This is a genomic window from Psychrobacillus sp. 05T411, assembly GCF_056396485.1.
The window spans coordinates 140,423-157,826 of the sequence record NZ_JBFTLO010000004.1 but is presented as its reverse complement, the minus strand read 5'-3'; the positions used below and the strand labels follow the sequence as shown (position 1 = coordinate 157,826).

At 38.5% G+C, this 17,404-nt stretch carries 19 protein-coding genes; 18 read left to right on the top strand and 1 reads right to left on the bottom strand.

The genetic code is table 11. The features are described from left to right. Positions 1-258: 258 nt before the first annotated feature. From AC1DFT_RS04905 to AC1DFT_RS04865, 9 genes are all read left to right on the top strand, one after another. Positions 259-1,032, top strand: coding sequence for a 3D domain-containing protein (locus AC1DFT_RS04905; RefSeq protein WP_477918068.1), 774 nt, complete (start codon positions 259-261; stop codon positions 1,030-1,032). Positions 1,033-1,158: 126 nt separating this feature from the next. Continuing rightward, positions 1,159-2,061 carry a formyltetrahydrofolate deformylase gene (purU, locus tag AC1DFT_RS04900; RefSeq protein ID WP_477918091.1) on the top strand — a complete coding sequence of 301 codons (903 nt, stop codon included), beginning with the start codon at positions 1,159-1,161 and terminating at the stop codon, positions 2,059-2,061. Positions 2,062-3,105: 1,044 nt separating this feature from the next. Beyond that, entirely contained in the window at positions 3,106-4,194 is a 1,089-nt protein-coding gene (locus tag AC1DFT_RS04895; protein WP_477918067.1) for an ABC transporter substrate-binding protein, read from the top strand. Next, complete coding sequence (locus AC1DFT_RS04890; protein WP_477918066.1) at positions 4,184-5,020, top strand: alkaline phosphatase family protein; 837 nt, start codon at positions 4,184-4,186, stop codon at positions 5,018-5,020. Before AC1DFT_RS04895 ends, AC1DFT_RS04890 begins: the two co-directional genes overlap by 11 nt. 205 nt (positions 5,021-5,225) lie before the next feature. After that, complete coding sequence (locus AC1DFT_RS04885) at positions 5,226-6,059, top strand: ABC transporter permease (protein ID WP_477918090.1); 834 nt, start codon at positions 5,226-5,228, stop codon at positions 6,057-6,059. Continuing rightward, positions 6,059-6,844: an ABC transporter permease gene (locus AC1DFT_RS04880; RefSeq protein ID WP_477918065.1), complete on the top strand. Its 786-nt coding sequence runs from the start codon at positions 6,059-6,061 to the stop codon at positions 6,842-6,844. The genes AC1DFT_RS04885 and AC1DFT_RS04880 overlap by 1 nt, the downstream gene beginning before the upstream one ends. Beyond that, positions 6,841-7,845: an ABC transporter ATP-binding protein gene (locus tag AC1DFT_RS04875; RefSeq protein ID WP_477918064.1), complete on the top strand. Its 1,005-nt coding sequence runs from the start codon at positions 6,841-6,843 to the stop codon at positions 7,843-7,845. The genes AC1DFT_RS04880 and AC1DFT_RS04875 overlap by 4 nt, the downstream gene beginning before the upstream one ends. After that, positions 7,842-8,627 (top strand): DeoR/GlpR family DNA-binding transcription regulator, encoded by a 786-nt coding sequence (locus tag AC1DFT_RS04870; protein WP_477918063.1) that lies wholly within the window; start codon positions 7,842-7,844, stop codon positions 8,625-8,627. Before AC1DFT_RS04875 ends, AC1DFT_RS04870 begins: the two co-directional genes overlap by 4 nt. Further along, the gene (locus AC1DFT_RS04865) at positions 8,624-9,625 is read left to right on the top strand and encodes a histidinol phosphate phosphatase domain-containing protein (RefSeq protein ID WP_477918062.1); all 1,002 of its coding nucleotides are present in this window, start codon (positions 8,624-8,626) and stop codon (positions 9,623-9,625) included. Before AC1DFT_RS04870 ends, AC1DFT_RS04865 begins: the two co-directional genes overlap by 4 nt. 41 nt (positions 9,626-9,666) lie before the next feature. Here the strand turns inward: AC1DFT_RS04865 and AC1DFT_RS04860 are convergent, their stop codons facing one another. Further along, a complete protein-coding gene (locus tag AC1DFT_RS04860; RefSeq protein WP_477918061.1) occupies positions 9,667-10,713 on the bottom strand; it encodes an acyltransferase family protein in 1,047 nt (348 codons plus the stop codon). A gap of 273 nt (positions 10,714-10,986) precedes the next feature. On the opposite strand from AC1DFT_RS04860, the gene AC1DFT_RS04855 reads away from it, so the two are divergent. From AC1DFT_RS04855 to AC1DFT_RS04815, 9 genes are all read left to right on the top strand, one after another. Then, positions 10,987-11,427: a DUF5342 family protein gene (locus AC1DFT_RS04855; protein WP_477918060.1), complete on the top strand. Its 441-nt coding sequence runs from the start codon at positions 10,987-10,989 to the stop codon at positions 11,425-11,427. A 451-nt stretch (positions 11,428-11,878) separates the two neighbouring features. Beyond that, positions 11,879-12,181, top strand: a complete 303-nt coding sequence (locus tag AC1DFT_RS04850; protein ID WP_142539785.1) for an urease subunit gamma — start codon at positions 11,879-11,881, stop codon at positions 12,179-12,181. Between the two features lie 16 nt (positions 12,182-12,197). After that, positions 12,198-12,512, top strand: coding sequence for an urease subunit beta (locus AC1DFT_RS04845; RefSeq protein ID WP_477918059.1), 315 nt, complete (start codon positions 12,198-12,200; stop codon positions 12,510-12,512). A gap of 4 nt (positions 12,513-12,516) precedes the next feature. Further along, on the top strand, positions 12,517-14,229 hold the full coding sequence (ureC, locus tag AC1DFT_RS04840) for an urease subunit alpha (RefSeq protein ID WP_477918058.1): 1,713 nt from the start codon (positions 12,517-12,519) through the stop codon (positions 14,227-14,229). Positions 14,230-14,238: 9 nt separating this feature from the next. Next, the gene (gene ureE / locus AC1DFT_RS04835; protein ID WP_477918057.1) at positions 14,239-14,694 is read left to right on the top strand and encodes an urease accessory protein UreE; all 456 of its coding nucleotides are present in this window, start codon (positions 14,239-14,241) and stop codon (positions 14,692-14,694) included. Further along, entirely contained in the window at positions 14,687-15,373 is a 687-nt protein-coding gene (locus tag AC1DFT_RS04830) for an urease accessory protein UreF (protein WP_477918056.1), read from the top strand. Before ureE ends, AC1DFT_RS04830 begins: the two co-directional genes overlap by 8 nt. Before the next feature lie 20 nt (positions 15,374-15,393). After that, complete coding sequence (gene ureG, locus AC1DFT_RS04825) at positions 15,394-16,005, top strand: urease accessory protein UreG (RefSeq protein WP_142604883.1); 612 nt, start codon at positions 15,394-15,396, stop codon at positions 16,003-16,005. Position 16,006: 1 nt separating this feature from the next. After that, positions 16,007-16,831, top strand: a complete 825-nt coding sequence (locus tag AC1DFT_RS04820; RefSeq protein WP_477918055.1) for an urease accessory protein UreD — start codon at positions 16,007-16,009, stop codon at positions 16,829-16,831. A 127-nt stretch (positions 16,832-16,958) separates the two neighbouring features. Further along, positions 16,959-17,369, top strand: coding sequence for a YugN family protein (locus tag AC1DFT_RS04815; protein WP_477918054.1), 411 nt, complete (start codon positions 16,959-16,961; stop codon positions 17,367-17,369). Positions 17,370-17,404 lie beyond the last annotated feature (35 nt).

Below are 17,404 nucleotides of genomic sequence, written 5' to 3'. Positions count from 1 at the left end.
TATTTGATTGTTTACTTCATAGAACCGTTTGCCCTCATAAGTAAGTTAGTCTCCCTTCGCCATTAATTTCTACTAAATTTCTATTTTCTTACATTGTAATTGTTTAGAATATAGAGCCATTTTCTAAAACAGATTTTAGTTGTTTTAGAGGATGGCTTCTTTTTATTTAATTAGAATGTTTGTTTTTCGAAGTTTTTGGGCAAGACTGTGTCGTAATAAAAATGTTTCACAGTTTACTTGTAAAGGAGGAGTATTATTTTGAAGTTTAGAACATTATTGTTCACGGTGCTTATAGCATTCTCGATGAACACCGTAACACAAGCGGCCGATCCTGCCCCTTTAGGAACAGGAGGAGGCGATTTCGAGACTTTTTATGGTTTTCCAGAAGAATATGATTTGCCATTCCAATATGCTTTAGATTTAGGATTAGTCAATTATCCGCCGATGGAACTGGAGGAAGAGCATGAAACTTATAAGGTCACGGAAGGGGATAATTTGTTTCGAATCGCGCTGAACCATAATATTTCACTAGAGTCATTGATTGAGTGGAATAATATATCTGGAAATACTATACACCCTGGGGATGAACTGATTGTGAGCGGTACGGGCTTGGAATTAGAGACCGTTCATAAGAAACCTGATCGGAAGGTGGCGGCAGTATCCACCCCAATTGTGACATCCCCACCAGTCGAAGTGCCGGAAGTGAAGGAAGAAAAAGTAGAAGTGGAAGAAGCGCAGGTGGCGAATGAACTGACAGTTACAGCGACTGCTTATACTGCCTACTGTCCAGGATGTTCCGGAACGACGGCATATGGAATTGATTTGCGTTCCAATCCGAATCAGAAAGTGATAGCCGTAGATCCAAAAATTATTCCACTCGGCACAAAGGTTTGGGTGGAAGGGTATGGAGAGGCTATTGCTGGTGATACAGGTGGGGCTATTAAAGGACATAAAATTGATGTATTCATTCCTTCTTATGATAGTGCGATGGAATGGGGAGTCAAAAAGGTAAAACTTAAAGTACTCAATTAAGAGAGGAATCCTATGCAAAGCGCTTTGCATAGGATTTTTTATATGAAAAGTGGTATTGAGAATATTTTAATAATAGTGCATAATTAGAAAACTGATAAGTAGTTTGGGGGATGTGCTTTTATGTCTATTAATACACAGGTTAAAGTGAACTCGAAGCAAGAACATAAACAACTAGAAAATAGAGGGTGTTTGTTAGTTAAATGTCCTGATAAACCAGGGATAGTATCCATTCTATCTACATTCTTACATAATCACCAATCTAATATTATCGAATCAAGCCAATATTCAAGTAACCCGGAAAACGGAATCTTTTTTATACGGATTGAGTATCATCGAGAGAACTTGCTAAACGAGAAGGAAAAAATGGAACATAATTTTCGCGATATTGCGGCCATTCACGGAATGGATTACGATTTTTCTTATCGTAATGAGCGAAAGCGTTCTGCAATATTTGTTTCAAAAGAAACGCACTGCTTGATGGAGCTTTTGTGGGAATGGCAAAATGGTGATCTTGATACGGATATTGTCATTGTTATTAGTAATCACGAAGATGCTCGTCCTCTCGTAGAGTCATTGGGAATTCCTTTCTATTACATTCCTGCAAATAAAGATATTAGGAAACAGGTAGAGGAAGAGCAAACGCGTTTGATGGACAAGTATGAAGTCGACTTATTAATTCTAGCAAGATATATGCAAATTTTGACTCCAGATTTTGTGAGCCGCTTTGAGAGTCGAATCATTAATATTCACCATTCCTTTTTGCCTGCGTTTATTGGTGCAGGACCCTATGAGCGAGCATATGAACGCGGTGTGAAATTAATCGGGGCTACTTCCCATTATGTGACGAATAATCTAGACGAGGGACCGATTATTGAGCAGGACGTGGAACGAGTGGACCATCGAGATAATGTCGTTCATTTAAAGAAAATTKGGCGCCAAATTGAGAGACGGGTACTTGCTAAAGCAGTGAAATGGCATTTAGAGAACCGCATAATTGTGGAAGGGAATAAAACAATTGTCTTTCATTAATAATAAATAGCTCCAGGTTTGAGACGATTGTTATGCGTTTCAAGCCTGGATTTTTTTGTACTATAAGAAGCTATCGAATATATGTTATGTGGATAACTTTCTCTCACCGATAAAGAATGGAAATTTTTAGAAATGATGCGTCTTAAAGAGAAAGAAGTATCCACTAAGATTTTCGCTACAGGATCGACGCTTTCCGCCGGGTGAGCGATGAGCCAGCACCGACGCTAGCGCGTGCGATGTGAAGTCTCATCTGCCCATTCATCCGGCTGGAGTCGGCATCCTTTCACGAAAATCAATGGAATATGCTAACTTACTGAGATCCAATATTAACAATAAATGGTTGAACGGGACAATATAGACCACGAACACGACAATCTCGCCTTTGAAGACGACAATGCACACCTCGAACGTGACAATAAGACTGCTGAACACGACAAACTAGTCGCGCAGTTGCCAGCCAGGCGAGTTCGTCGGGCTTTTAGGCATATTATTCCTATAATATGTCGAAATCATGGTTGTCTCAATTTAAGTAAACTTGCTATTGTAAGAAATTAGTTGCTTTCATCAGCAATTTGGTTGCTCTCATGCTGATTTGACTGCTTTCAGAATAGAATTGGTTGCTTTCGATGACCGATTGGTTGCTCTAAGCCATTTATTGGATTCACACAGTCGAAAAACTGCAAAAGTTTTGTTTTTTAGCAAGTCGATACTGAATAAGTTAGCAATTTCCATTGATTTTGGATGCTGGCGGCGACTCCAATGGGATCAAGTGAGCAAAATGAGACTTCACAACGTACGCGCAAGCGGCGGTGAAGGCTCATCGCTCGCCCCATGGAAAGCGTCCGCCCAGCAGCGAAAATCACAGCGATTACTAGTCAACGCACTACGACGAACTTTCCCTATATTGCACAACCTCCCCTTCACAAAACCTCAACAATTTTTACTTAACATTATTAAATCTCATATACTTGCTTAATGTTTGTTTTGTAACATAATCCTTGTAAGCAAATCAAAACAAACATAAACAAGCGGAGGTTTTCATTCATGTCTTTTAAACGAATTTGGAAGAAAAGTTTAATCGGTGTATTAGCAGTTTCTATTTTAGCGGCTTGTTCAGATAGTTCAGCCAAGTCAATAGTTAATGGCAACGATTTATCGTTAGATGAGATTACAACAAAAGCAAAAGAAGAAGGTACAGTAAATTCGGTAGGTATGCCAGATACTTGGGCCAACTGGGTGGAAACTTGGAAAGAGCTTGGCACTGAGTACAACTTGAAACACACAGATACAGACATGTCGAGTGCAGAAGAACTTGCAAAGTTTGAAGCCGAGAAGGAAGATGCTACAGCTGATATCGGAGATGTTGGTATTGCATTTGGGCCGATTGCTAAAGACAAAGATTTAACATTAGCTTATAAAACTTCTTATTGGGATGATATTCCAGATTGGGCAAAAGACGATGAAGGCCACTGGATTGTTGGATATACAGGAACAATGTCCTTTTTAACAGATACAAATAATGTGAAAAATCCACCTAAATCTTGGGACGATATTAAAAACGGTGACTTTAATGTAAGTATTGGAGATGCTCTTACTGCAAACCAAGCACAGTTTGCTATTTTAGCAGCAGCTATGGCTTATGGTGGGGATGAGAAAAACCTACAACCAGGAATTGATTTCTTCGCGGAGCTTGCCAAACAAGGTCGTTTACAAGGAGACGCAACTGTTGCGAACTTGGAAAAAGGCGAAATTGATGTAGCAATTATGTGGGATTTCAACTCGTTAGGTTACCGTAACCAAATTGATGAGTCACGTTTTGAAGTAGTCATTCCAGAAGAGGGTTCTGTTATTTCTGGATATGCAACTGTTATTAATAAATACGCAAAAAATCCACATGCTGCAATGTTAACACGTGAATATATTTTATCAGATGCAGGTCAAGAAAATCTGGCAAAAGGATATGCTCGTCCAATCCGTGAAAACGTAGAACTTTCAGCAGAAGTAGAAGCTTTATTATTGCCGGAAGAAATGTATACAAATGCAAAACCAGTTGGTGATCAAAAAGCGTGGGAAGAAACAACAAAACAAATTCCACAAATGTACCAAGAACAGGTGTTAATCCATGTCAAATAATCGTGTAGTTCTTATAGTTGTAGATGCACTTAGGTACGATACAGCATGTACACATATGGGATTTATGCAACATTTAGTGGAAAGAGGTGTTGCTGCGCGCTATGAAGTGCGCTCAGAAGTACCATCATTATCTCGTCCACTATATGAGACGATTTTAACGGGGACACCACCAATTATTCATGGGGTCATAAGTAATGCAACAGTTCGCTTATCCAATCAAACAAGCATATTCCATTTAGCAAAAGAGAGTGGGAAAACAACCGCTGCTGCTGCTTATCATTGGGTAAGTGAACTATATAATCGTGCTCCTTTTAATCATTTTGCAGATCGTATTCAATTGGATACCGATCTTCCGATTGAAAATGGCTTATTTTATTTCGAAGATCATTATCCAGATAGTCATCTATTTGCTGAAGCAGCATGGCTAATGAATGAGAAACAGCCTGATTTTCTGTATATTCATCCGATGAATGTGGATGATGATGGACATAAGTTTACGGCGGATTCCAAGGAATATCGTAATCGTGTATTAGCGGTAGATGCAATTCTTTCCATGTTCATTCCTCTCTGTTTGGAGCAAGGATATGAGGTCGTGGTGACTGCGGATCACGGAATGACGAGCGATGGAAATCATGGTGGAAATACGATAGAGGATCGACATGTTCCGATGTTTGTATTGTCGAAGTTAGTGAAGCCAGGTATTTATGAAGGAATTGTTTCGCAGCTACAAGTAGCACCATTAGTTTGTCAATTACTAGATATAGAGCCTTCAGAGGAAATGGTTCCTCTTCTTCTGAATGGTGCACGTACAAAAAAAGAGGCCTAGTGCCTCTTTTCTATTTAACTTCATTCATCAGAAGTTAGTGAACTCCTGATGAATGAAGTTAAAGCCTCCGGCGGATGTCACAGATTTTTTAGAGGAATTTCTCGAGTTAGCTCGAGAAAAATCTGGACGCACTGTTTTCTGCGACGAGCTTGCGCAGGAGCAAATTCGCCGAGTCGAATTTGATAAAGGAAGTAGTGATTTTGTTTTGACTTCTAAAAAGCAATTGTTCGTATGGATATTGCCGTTTTTAGTGCTCGTCTTGTTATTTTTCATCGTACCATTGTTATATATGGTCATTTCAAGTTTTAGTAGCGGAGATGGTTTTACGCTCGGTCATTTTCAAGAGGCTTTGACGAGTAGTTATATTTTGCAGGGATTTAAAAATAGTATTACATTGTCTGCTGTTTCAGCTATTATTGCGCTAATTGTAACGTTGTTTGCAGTGTATGCGATCATGCGTTTTTCAGAGCCGATTCGCGAGCGCATTTTAATGGTTTCGAATTTGACATCGAATTTCTCCGGTATACCATTAGCCTTTGCTTTTATCGTGTTGTTAGGGAACAGTGGCTTGTTTACGCTGTTATTTGAAAAATGGGGAATCGATTCCTTATCGTCGTTTTCTTTATATAGCTGGGGTGGGTTACTACTTGTATACATTTACTTCCAGCTACCTCTTTCCTTAATGCTTTTATATCCAATTTACTATGGAATTCAGCAGCAGTGGAGAGATGCAGCGGCATTACTCGGAGCATCGACCTTTCAATTTTGGCGTAAAATTGGTATTCCTATTATGCTTCCAGGAATTGTTGGGACATTTAGTGTGTTGTTTGCGAATGCAATGGGTGCATATGCATCCGCCTACGCACTGACTGGCAGTAATTATAATTTAGTCGCTATTCGAATTGGGGCCTTATTAAGTGGGGATATTTTCGCACAGCCAGAGCTCGCTAGTGCGATTGCAGTGTTACTCGGAGTGACAATGGTTATCGCCATGCTATTAAGTGAGTGGAGTATTAAGAAAACAAGGAGGAATTTATAGTGAAAAAGAGAGGTTTTGCGGATCTATTCTTTGTCTTTCTTCTTTTATATCTATTCCTCCCGATTTTAGCGACGATGCTTTATTCGTTTGCAACTAATTGGAACAAAACGGTGTTACCAGAAGGGCTAACCTTTAAATGGATAGCTACCTTATTCCAGGATGCTAGTTTTATCGAGGCGTTTGGAAGATCGGTGCTACTTTCTGGAGGTGCTGTAATACTTGCTTTATTGTTCATCGTTCCTGCCATTTTTGTCATCGTACTTTATTTTCCTAAGTATGAGAAATGGATTCAAGCCGCAGTTGTAATGGTCTATGCATTTCCAGGTGTCATACTGGCGGTCGGGTTAATCCGTGCGTATGCGCATATTGGGGTGCCCATGATATTAGCTGTACTTGGGGTATATGTGATTAGTATATTACCTTACATTTATCAAGGGACGCGAAATAGTTTACGCAGTGTGAATGCAAAACAGTTATTGGATGCTGCTGAATTATTAGGTGCATCAAAAGCACAAGCTTTTACGAAGGTGTTATTACCGGCTGTATATCCGGGACTGTTTGCTGGTGCATTATTATCATTTTCCGTGTTGTTCGGCGAATTTGTTTTGATCAACCTAGTAGTTGGTTCACGATTTGAAACGGTTCAAATCTATTTGATGAAAAAGTTAAGTACGAGCGGACATATTGCGAGTAGCGTAGTGTTTGTTTACTTAGTATTAATGGGTATTTTAACATTTATCATATCCATGTTAACGAAACGATCAAAAGGGGTGGCAAAAGCATGAGTTATCTTGTAATAGAAGATCTTCATAAAACATATGGCACGAATGCAGTGTTATCCAATATTGATATGACGATTGAAGAAGGCGAGTTTGTGACATTACTCGGTCCAAGTGGTTGCGGGAAAAGTACCATTTTACGTATTATCGCTGGTTTAACCGATGCTACTTCAGGGGTCGTGAATATCGAAGGAAAAAATATGAACAATATCCAACCGAAAAATAGAGAAGTAGGAATGGTGTTTCAGTCTTACGCATTATTTCCGAATATGACAGTAAAGGAAAACGTCGCATTTGGGTTAAAAATGAAAAAAATGAACGCGATTGAAATAGAGCAAAAAGTAAAAGAAGCGCTGGCAATCGTACATTTATCCGACAAAGAGCATGCTTTTCCACATGAATTATCTGGAGGACAGCAGCAAAGGGTTGCCTTAGCAAGAGCATTGATCGTACGTCCAAAAGTATTGCTTTTAGATGAACCATTAAGTGCATTAGATGCGCAAATTCGTAAAAAGTTACAAGCAGATCTACGTTCGATTCAAACAGAGCTTGGCATGACAATGGTCCTGGTGACACATGATCAAGAAGAAGCGATGGCAGTGTCGGATAAAATATTCGTGATGAATAAAGGAGAAATTGCGCAGGAAGGTACTCCAACAGAGATTTATACGAAACCAAAAAGTGAATTCGTTGCAAATTTCATCGGGCATTACAATGTATTTACAAGGAAAGAATTGGAGCAAATGATCGGCGGCAAATTACCTGGTGAACGGGAAAAGTTTGCGATTCGTCCAGAGGCCATCCATTTGAAAGCGAATGCGGGAGATTTACCTTTTACAGGTATTGCGAAAGAAGCTGTGATGAGTGGAAATGTCATTCGAACTGTTTTTCAAGTAGGGGAACGTACTTTTTCCGTAGAGCAGTTACATGATCGAGATGCTTCGGTAGTAATTGGCAATACATATGAATGCTATGTATCACCAGAAGATGTGGTTGCCCTATTATGACTTTTTCCAAATTAGAGCGTTTTGAACATATTTTAAGTAAGCTAGAATTTGATCGGAAAATAGTGGTCTCTGTTATTGCAGAAGAGTTGAATGTGGCACCAGAAACAATTCGTCGTGATTTTGATGAGCTGGAGGAACAGCATTTGTTAACAAGAGTGCATGGTGGTGCTGTGAAGTTTATTAATTTACGAAAAGAGCCGGAGTATTTGCGGAAAATGGATATGCAAAAAGAGGCAAAACGTGAAATAGCTCGTGTTGCAGCAGCGCGTATTAAGGACGGCGATACGATTGCGGTAGATGTTGGGACGACAACTGTCCATATTGCCGATTTTCTCGTGGAAGTGAGTAATGTAACAGTTGTAACAAATTCCATTTCTGCCGCGATAAGATTCAACGTAGCCTTAGAAGAAAAAAGAATGACTGGGAAAGTAATTTTACTTGGAGGGACGACGAATCCAGAACAATCTTCTGTTTCTGGAGCCATGACATTAGAATGGCTAAGCCGCATGAATTTGGATAAAGCATTTTTATCTTGTGGAGGAATCGATGAAGGGATCGTTTATGATTACGATTTGGATGAATCACTTGTTTCTGCAAAGATGATAGAAAATAGTTATTGTCGCATATTGTTAGCGGATACTATGAAGTTAAATAAAAAGTCTTTTTATACCATATGTAGTTTGAATGACGTTTCGGAAGTAATTTGTAATGAAGCACGTCCTTCTAATTGGACAGAGTTTGAAGGAAATTGGACAGTGGTAGATGGAGGTAAGTGTAAATGAAAATGGATTATCATGTACATTTGGAAGAAGGTCCGTATTCATTTCGTTGGTTGGAGCGAACTTCTCAAGCAATTACCGCTTTTCATTCGCCAGACGGATTGGAAAAAGGCTCGAAGGAATTTCTAACTTGGCAAATAAATGCGTTGAAAAATAGATTAGATCAAGGTTGTTATAGTGAAGAGTGGCTAGATTTGTACTTAATGCGAGCAAAACAGCTGGGATTGAAGCAAGTTGGTATTGTTGATCATTTATATCGTTTTCACGAGACGAGAGCGTATTTTGAAAAAAATATGATTTTGGATGAAACGGATTTAGGACAGCTACAACGTTATTGGTTGGACAGCGTGATGACAGAAAATATGCATGATTTTGTACATACAATTTTGCGAGCAAAAAAGAAATGGCGCAGTGAAGGCGTCGAGTTAAAATTAGGAATCGAAGCGGATTATTTTGTTGGATGCGAGTCTGAGCTTACAGAGCTATTAAGTGAGTATCCATGGGACTATGTGATTGGGTCGGTTCATTTTGTAGATGGCTGGGGGTTCGATAATCCGCAAACGGTGGAGAAATTTGAAACTGTCGATTTGAAAGCATTGTATGAGCAATTTTTTACGATGGTGGAAAATGCAATTCGTTCGGAGCTGTTTGATTTTGTAGCGCATTTGGATAATTTGAAAGTGTTCAATTTTCAAGTGGATGAAATGGATTTTAGAATGACTTGGTATAAACGGATTGCGGATGCACTAGTGGAAACAGGGACTGCAACGGAAGTGAATGCTGGGCTTTATTATCGCTATCCGGTGAAAGAAATGTGCCCTGGACCTGATTTTGTGAAGGTTTTAGTGGAACGTGGAGTGGAGTTTACTGTGTCTTCGGATTCTCATTATCCAGACGATTTAGGGAAATTCACGGTTGTGAATGTAGATATGCTGAAGTGTTTAGGGGTTCAAAAGCTTGTTGGATTCGATAAGCGGGTGAAAAAATATCATGCATTGTAAAAAAAAGTTAACCTCTTCCGAAGCAAGGAAGAGGTTAACTTTTATAAATGAATTGGTTTTTTTGCGCGAATATCTCCAAGAAAAAACTTACCATATGGGATTAATTTTTGAATAGCAACGGATGCGATAATTGGAATAGCCAAACCGAATGTTGTAAATCCAATTAATCCATAATGGAAATAATCGTTCATCACGATATCTGTGAAAATATGCAAATACATAATGGCAATCGAGTGTTTCTCCACTTTCGCCAACCATTCTAACGGTAGAATGGTTGGTAGCCTTTGGAAAAGACCAAGAATGACAAAGATAAAGGCCATTGGGATCACTAAGTCAAGCACCAAATGGTCATAGCGTAAAAACTTCATGCTCAGATGATAATCAATCAAACCTACATAATCTGTAGCAACTGCACCAAATACTACTACGAGTGCACCAAATAACCAGGGAAGCTTTATATTCATCCAAATAGATTTGGCATAATAACCAAGGGAAAAATAGACGATTGCCATTAACACTACATCTAAATTCCATAACATTGGAATCGTTTGAGCAGCTTCTGCTGGAGCTCCATTAATAACATGCATAGCAAAAATACTTTCTAAATGGGCTACTAAATAGAAAATAACAAGTAGTATGATTTGTTTTACACGACTTAAATATTTGGTCATCCAAATGAACAATAAATAGGTGAAAAATAAGGTCGTTACAAACCAAAAAACTCCGTAGGCACCTCTTACAAAACGTCCTCCGATAACTAGCTTCCATAGGTCTTGTAAATACCAAGATAACTCAAAGTTGCCTAAAGCTAGTTCCATACTATAACGAACTGCTGTAATAATAAATAGGAAAAATAGATACGGTACCATTAACTGCATAAATCTTTTCTTTATCGTTACTTTAGTGTTTTGATCATCTTTTATTTCTTTGAAAAATATACCACTTAACAAGAAGAAAGCGGGCATATGAAACCAGTAAATATATTTGATGAATGGGACATTTAGTTCTCCAGGATAATGACCGATGACCACAAGAATCATCAAAAACCCTTTGGTAACATCCACCCATGCTAATCTTTTTTGCGACATACAATTTCCTCCAAAGCATCATTCTATATGTTTATGTAACCTATATTAAGGGAATATAAACGTATAGTATGTTTCAATTCGATTACATTTTGATTATCGATAGACTTATAAGTTACGTATTAATTTAACATAAAAAACTTCGATAATATTTGTGAAAAACTGCCAACTTACTTAGATAAATTAACTGATAAAATATTAAAAGGAGGGTTTTATATATAAAAAAGGGGTATAATTGAATAAGTAAATTATGAAAATGTAGAGAGGAGGGTTTTTATGATAGAAAATTTTCAATATGAAAAAGAAATTTTTGGAGGCCTGCCCCATAATATAATCGAATTTAGTTTCTCTTTTAAAAACAATACATTCAAAGGTCATTATAAAGATGGGGAAATTAATTGGTTTCATCCCAAGCCTGAGCAGCTTGTAGAAGATGTGCTTCCCCATGAGATAGAGGAAGCAGTGCTGAAAAAAATAGAACAAGAGCTAGGAATATTTATAATGATGGATAATTTTCAAATTGAAAGAATTTTCGAAGGCTTGCCTCACGAAGTCATTGAATTTAGTTTCAATATGGATGATAGTATATTCAAGGGTCACTTTAAAGACGGAGAAATTAGTTGGTTTCATCCAAAACCTGGGCATCTTACGGAAGAAATCCTTTCAGATGAAGTGGAAGCTGCAGTGTTAAAAAAACTGGGACCATATATTTCATAAGACAGCCAATGTGCTGTCTTTCTTTCTATCAACGAATTATTAAATAGACTTTATGAACAACAATTATTATAATGAGAATTGTAGTTGAAATTTTTTTTCAGACAAACGTACACGTATAGATAATCTGTAAAGATGAAAAGTTACATTACCTTCCCCTGCTTGCTTATTTGATGGGCAAGCTTCTTCTAAATCCACTAAATTTGACCAAAAGAACTCCGCACCTTTTATGGGGGTCTTTTTTTACTGTATAAATCTTAATTGATTAACCTAAACTTACCAATGAAAGATGCTACTTATTGTAAAAATTAAAAATGTACTTTTCATACAAAATCGAAAATTTTCAGATTACAGGGAAGTGTGCAAATATTGTCCGAAAACATTATTTTCAAATTACGATTGTGAGTATAAAATGAGATAAACCTATTTCATTTTTAAGATTGGAGGAAATGCCGTGCATTTGTTACCGCGCGAACAAGAAAAATTATTAATCGTCGTTGCAGCAGATTTAGCAAGACGTCGAAAAGAAAGAGGCTTAAAGCTGAATCATCCGGAGGCAGTATCACTAATTACGTACGAAATATTAGAGGGTGCTCGCGATGGAAAAACGGTAGCTGAACTAATGGCTTATGGTGCCACTATTTTATCAGCGGAAGATGTGATGGACGGTGTTCCGGAGATGATCGACGATGTGCAAGTGGAGGCCACATTCCCAGATGGCGTAAAGCTTGTTACCGTACATTCACCAATTCGTTAATAAGGAGGATTTCGACATGATACCTGGAGAATACGTTTTAAAAGAAGACGATATTATTTGTAATGAAGGAAAAGAGACGAAAATAATATCAGTCGTAAATAATGGAGATCGACCAATACAAGTTGGTTCGCATTTTCATTTCTTTGAGATTAACTCATGGATTGAATTTGACCGACAAGAGGCTTTTGGGTTTCGTTTGAATATCCCAGCAGGTTCGGCTGTACGTTTTGAACCGGGAGATCCAAAAGAAATAGGACTTGTCGCTTTCGGTGGAGAAAGACGCGTTTATGGATTGAATAATAAAACTGAAGGATCATTAGATCGGGGGTAATACGATGAGTTTCAAAATGTCAAGACAACAGTATGCTTCTATGTACGGTCCAACAACCGGGGATGCTGTTCGTCTAGCGGATACTGAACTTTTTATCGAAATTGAGAAAGACTACACAACTTATGGTGAAGAAGTTGTGTTCGGTGGAGGAAAAGTAATTCGTGATGGAATGGGGAGTCATCCTCTTGCAACACGTGATGAAGGTATTCCAGATTTAGTTATTACAAATGTTATTGTTTTAGATTATACAGGAATTTACAAAGCGGATGTAGCAGTTCGTGATGGTAAAATCGTCGCGATAGGAAAAGCTGGAAATCCATTATTAATGGATAATGTAGATATCGTAATCGGTGTATCTACAGAAATAATTGCCGGTGAACATAAAATATTGACAGCTGGTGGTATTGATACACATGTGCATTTCATTAACCCGGCACAAATCGAGACGGCATTAACTGCTGGACTTACGACGTTAATCGGAGGGGGAACTGGACCTGCTGAAGGTTCGAAAGCAACGACGGTAACCCCAGGTGAATGGCATATGCATCGAATGCTAGAAGCGGCAGAAGATATGCCGATCAATGTTGGTTTCTTAGGTAAAGGTCATGCGGCGGCAGAAGAACCGCTTGCTGAGCAAATCCGTGCAGGAGCAATTGGCTTGAAAGTGCATGAAGACTGGGGGGCAACATACTCTTCAATTGACATGTCGTTAAAAGTAGCGGACGAATACGACGTTCAAGTGGCGATTCATACGGATACATTGAACGAAGGTGGATTTGTAGAAAATACAGTTTCTGCATTCAAAGATCGAGTGATTCACACGTTCCATACAGAAGGTGCGGGCGGTGGACATGCCCCAGATATTATTAAAGTAGCGAGTCAGATGAATGTATTACCAGCATCTACCAATCCTACACTTCCTTTTACTGTAAATACAATTGATGAGCATTTAGATATGTTAATGGTTTGTCATCACTTAAGCCCTGATATCCCAGAAGACGTAGCTTTTGCAGATTCTCGTATTCGGGCGGAAACAATTGCTGCGGAAGATATTCTACAAGACTTGGGTGTTTTTAGTATAACTAGTTCGGACTCTCAAGCAATGGGACGTATCGGAGAAGTGCTCATTCGTACATGGCAAACAGCGGACAAGATGAAAAAACAACGCGGAAAATTTGAAAACGACAAAGGAATCGGCGACAACAATCGTGTAAAGAGATATGTTGCAAAATATACGATTAATCCTGCTATCGCACACGGAATTTCCGACTATGTAGGATCTATTGAAGTAGGGAAATTTGCAGATTTGGTTTTATGGGAACCAAGATTTTTTGGTGTAAAACCAAGCATGATTCTTAAAGGTGGAATTGCGGTACAAAGTTTAATGGGAGATGCCAACGCCTCTATTCCAACTCCACAGCCTATTCTTTATCGTCCTATGTACGGAACGATGGGAAAAGCAAAATATAAAGCATCGATTACATTTGTTTCGACTGCGGCATATGAAGCGGGTGTGCATGAAAAACTTGGTTTACAAAAAACAGTTCTTCCTGTACATGGTATTCGTAATTTAACGAAAAAAGATATGAAACTAAATGGAGAAACGCCAGAGATCGACGTAGATCCAGAAACATATGAAGTACGTGTAAACGGAGAGCTTCTAACGTGTGACCCGGTGGATACAGTTCCAATGGGCCAACGATATTTCCTATTCTGAGGTGACGAAATGATAATTGAAGAAGTAATAACACATATCGATCAAATAGATCCAAAAGTTTTAGAAAGTACACATAAAGAAAAAATATATTTGGAAAGTAGTGACCTTGTTAAGCGTATTCAAAGAGTCACGACGGACCATGGCAAAGAAATCGGAATTCGCTTAAAGGAAGCAAAGGATTTGCAAGCTGGCGACGTCCTGTACATGGACGAGAAAAATATGATTATCATTGAAGTTTTTCCGGATGATTTATTAATTATCTCGCCACGGAGCATGCATGAGATGGGGACCATCGCCCATCAATTAGGGAATAGACATTTACCTGCTCAGTTTGAAGAAGACCAAATGCTCGTTCAATATGATTATTTGGTAGAGGAGTTATTAGAGCAACTTGAGATTCCTTTCTCTCGTGAGAAACGAAAAGTGAAACAAGCCTTCCGACATATTGGACATAGTCATGACTAATTACTTGTTGTCTTTGTTTCAACTTTGCGACTCCAATTTGCCAACTGGGGGATTTAGTCATTCGTTTGGCTTGGAAACGTATATTCAAGAAAACAAAGTGCATGATAAAACAAGCTTTTCCAAGTGGCTTAAAATGTATTTAGATGAGCAACTCGTCTATTCAGATGGGCTTGCCAGTAGACTAGTTTACGAGGCATTAGCGACGAACGATTTCGAAAAAATATGGGAATTGGACCGACGTATTACGGTTCAAAACTTAGCTCGTGAAACGCGCGAAGGCACGAACAAAATGGGAGAGAGAATGCTCACTTTAGGCTTAGATTTATATCCAAGCCCTCTCCTGCAAACATATAGACAACGTGTAACAGAAGGTGTGTCATTTGCGCACCCTGCTATTGTATTCTCCATCATCGCTTTTCAGTTGGAAGTTCCTCAAAATATGGGGATTTCAGCGTTTCTTTATTCCTCTATTTCAGGATTAGTTCAAAATGCAGTTCGTGGCATTCCATTAGGTCAAACGGCCGGACAACAATTATTAAGAGAGTTTCAAACACACATCGGGGAAGCAGTTGATAAGATAGCGCTTCTCGAAGAAGACGATTTTGGGGCTGTGGCGCCAGGATTAGAAATATCGCAGATGAAACATGAGCGCGTTAATATTCGCATATTCATGTCTTAATGAAGGGAAGATTATTTATAATGGAACCAATTAAAATAGGAATAGGTGGCCCAGTAGGTGCTGGGAAAACAATGTTAGTAGAAAAACTAACCCGTCATATGGCAGATGAAATCAGTATGGCTGCTATTACCAATGATATTTATACAAAAGAAGATGCTAAGTTTTTAATGACAAATGGGATTCTTCCAGAAGATCGTATTATTGGGGTTGAAACAGGAGGGTGTCCGCATACTGCTATTCGTGAGGATACATCGATGAACTCTGCAGCAATTGAAGATTTGAAAAAACGTCATCCTGATTTAGATTTGATCTTTGTCGAAAGTGGTGGAGATAACTTAGCTGCAACATTTAGTCCGGAGCTTGTTGATTTCTCCATTTATATTATCGATGTTGCACAAGGAGAAAAAATTCCTCGTAAAGGTGGACAAGGGATGATTAAATCCGATTTGTTCATTATCAATAAGACTGATTTAGCTCCATATGTAGGTGCAAACTTAGACGTGATGGCTTCGGATACAAGAGTGTTTCGAGGAAATAAACCATTCATCTTTACAAATCTTAAAGACAATACTGGCTTAGAAGAAGTAATGGATTGGATTCGTAAAAATGCATTACTTTCAGGATTGAAATAAGATGGAAAATTGGACGGGGATTCTACAACTTGTGATGGAAAAAAAGAAAGAAAAAACCGTCACAAAAACGGTGTATTTCCAAGGTGCATTGAAGGTGCTTCGCCCGAACTATCTGGATAATACGGGACAGGCCTGCTTTTTTATCGTGAATCCTGGTGGTGGTTATGTTGGTGGGGACCGTTATCGAATAGAAGTGACGCTGGAAGAACAGGCTGAGTTAATACTCACAACCCAATCTGCTACGAAAGTATATCGAACGCCGACAGCACCAGTTCTACAGGAAACGGAATTTATATTAAAAAAGGGTAGTGTGCTCGAATATATTCCAGATCCCTTAATTGCTTATCGAGATGCGAGGTATAACCAAAACACAGTAATTAGAATGCAAAAAGGATCCACACTTGTTTATACTGATATATTAACACCAGGTTGGTCTCCAGATGGTAAGTGGTTTAAATATGATCATCTGAGGCTTAAGAATGAAATATATATGGAAGACCAGTTGATTGCTTTCGATCATTTAAAATTACAACCTAGTGATTCACAAGTAGATGATATAGGATTTATGGAAAACTTCACGCATTTAGGTTCCATGATTGTTGTGGACGTGCGATGTACAACTAGTTTTCTTAATCAATTGTATGAAGAGTTGGAGAGTCATATCGGGGATTGTAAAATAGGAATGTCGATGCTTCATGAGTCGGGGTTCACAATCCGAATTCTAGCTTCTTCCACGCAACGAATTGAAGAATTATTAGCCTTATGTACTTCCTTTATTCGCCGGGAATGGTTTTCTAAAAAACCTTTGGCATTAAGAAAATATTAAATTACTATCAAAAGACCGATAAAAGGAGTATTTGCTCTTTTTATCGGTCTTTTTACATGTCGCTTGAATTGAATCATTCTTTATTGGTGAAGATAGAACAGAGTATTTAATAAGGAGTGAATCGATTATGTTACAACTAGAAACAGATTTAGAAGGAAAGCAAGCTTACTTTGGACAATTGCGAGATAGCATTCAGCGCTTGGGATATAGTATTGGAGGGAACTGGGATTATCATAAAGGAAGCTTCGATAATGTTTTATGGCGGGAAGCAGGAGAGACAATCTATTTAAGGCTTCCATTTGAAGTACTGGAAGGTGACTTGGATCATCAACAAGCATATATAAGATTTCAAACTCCTTATGTTATTAAGCATGTTGTGAATGTTGGTTTAGATAGGGATGAAAATTCATTATTAACTTCTAGTGGGTTCAATCAGTTCCAAGAACCTCTCGACAAAGACGGTAAAATTGAGGATAAAAATAGATGGGTGCATGCTGGAGAACAGGCCGTACAAGAAATTGTACGTCTCGTGCACTAATGAAAGCAAAATCATTTCGCCATTTCGCGAAGTGA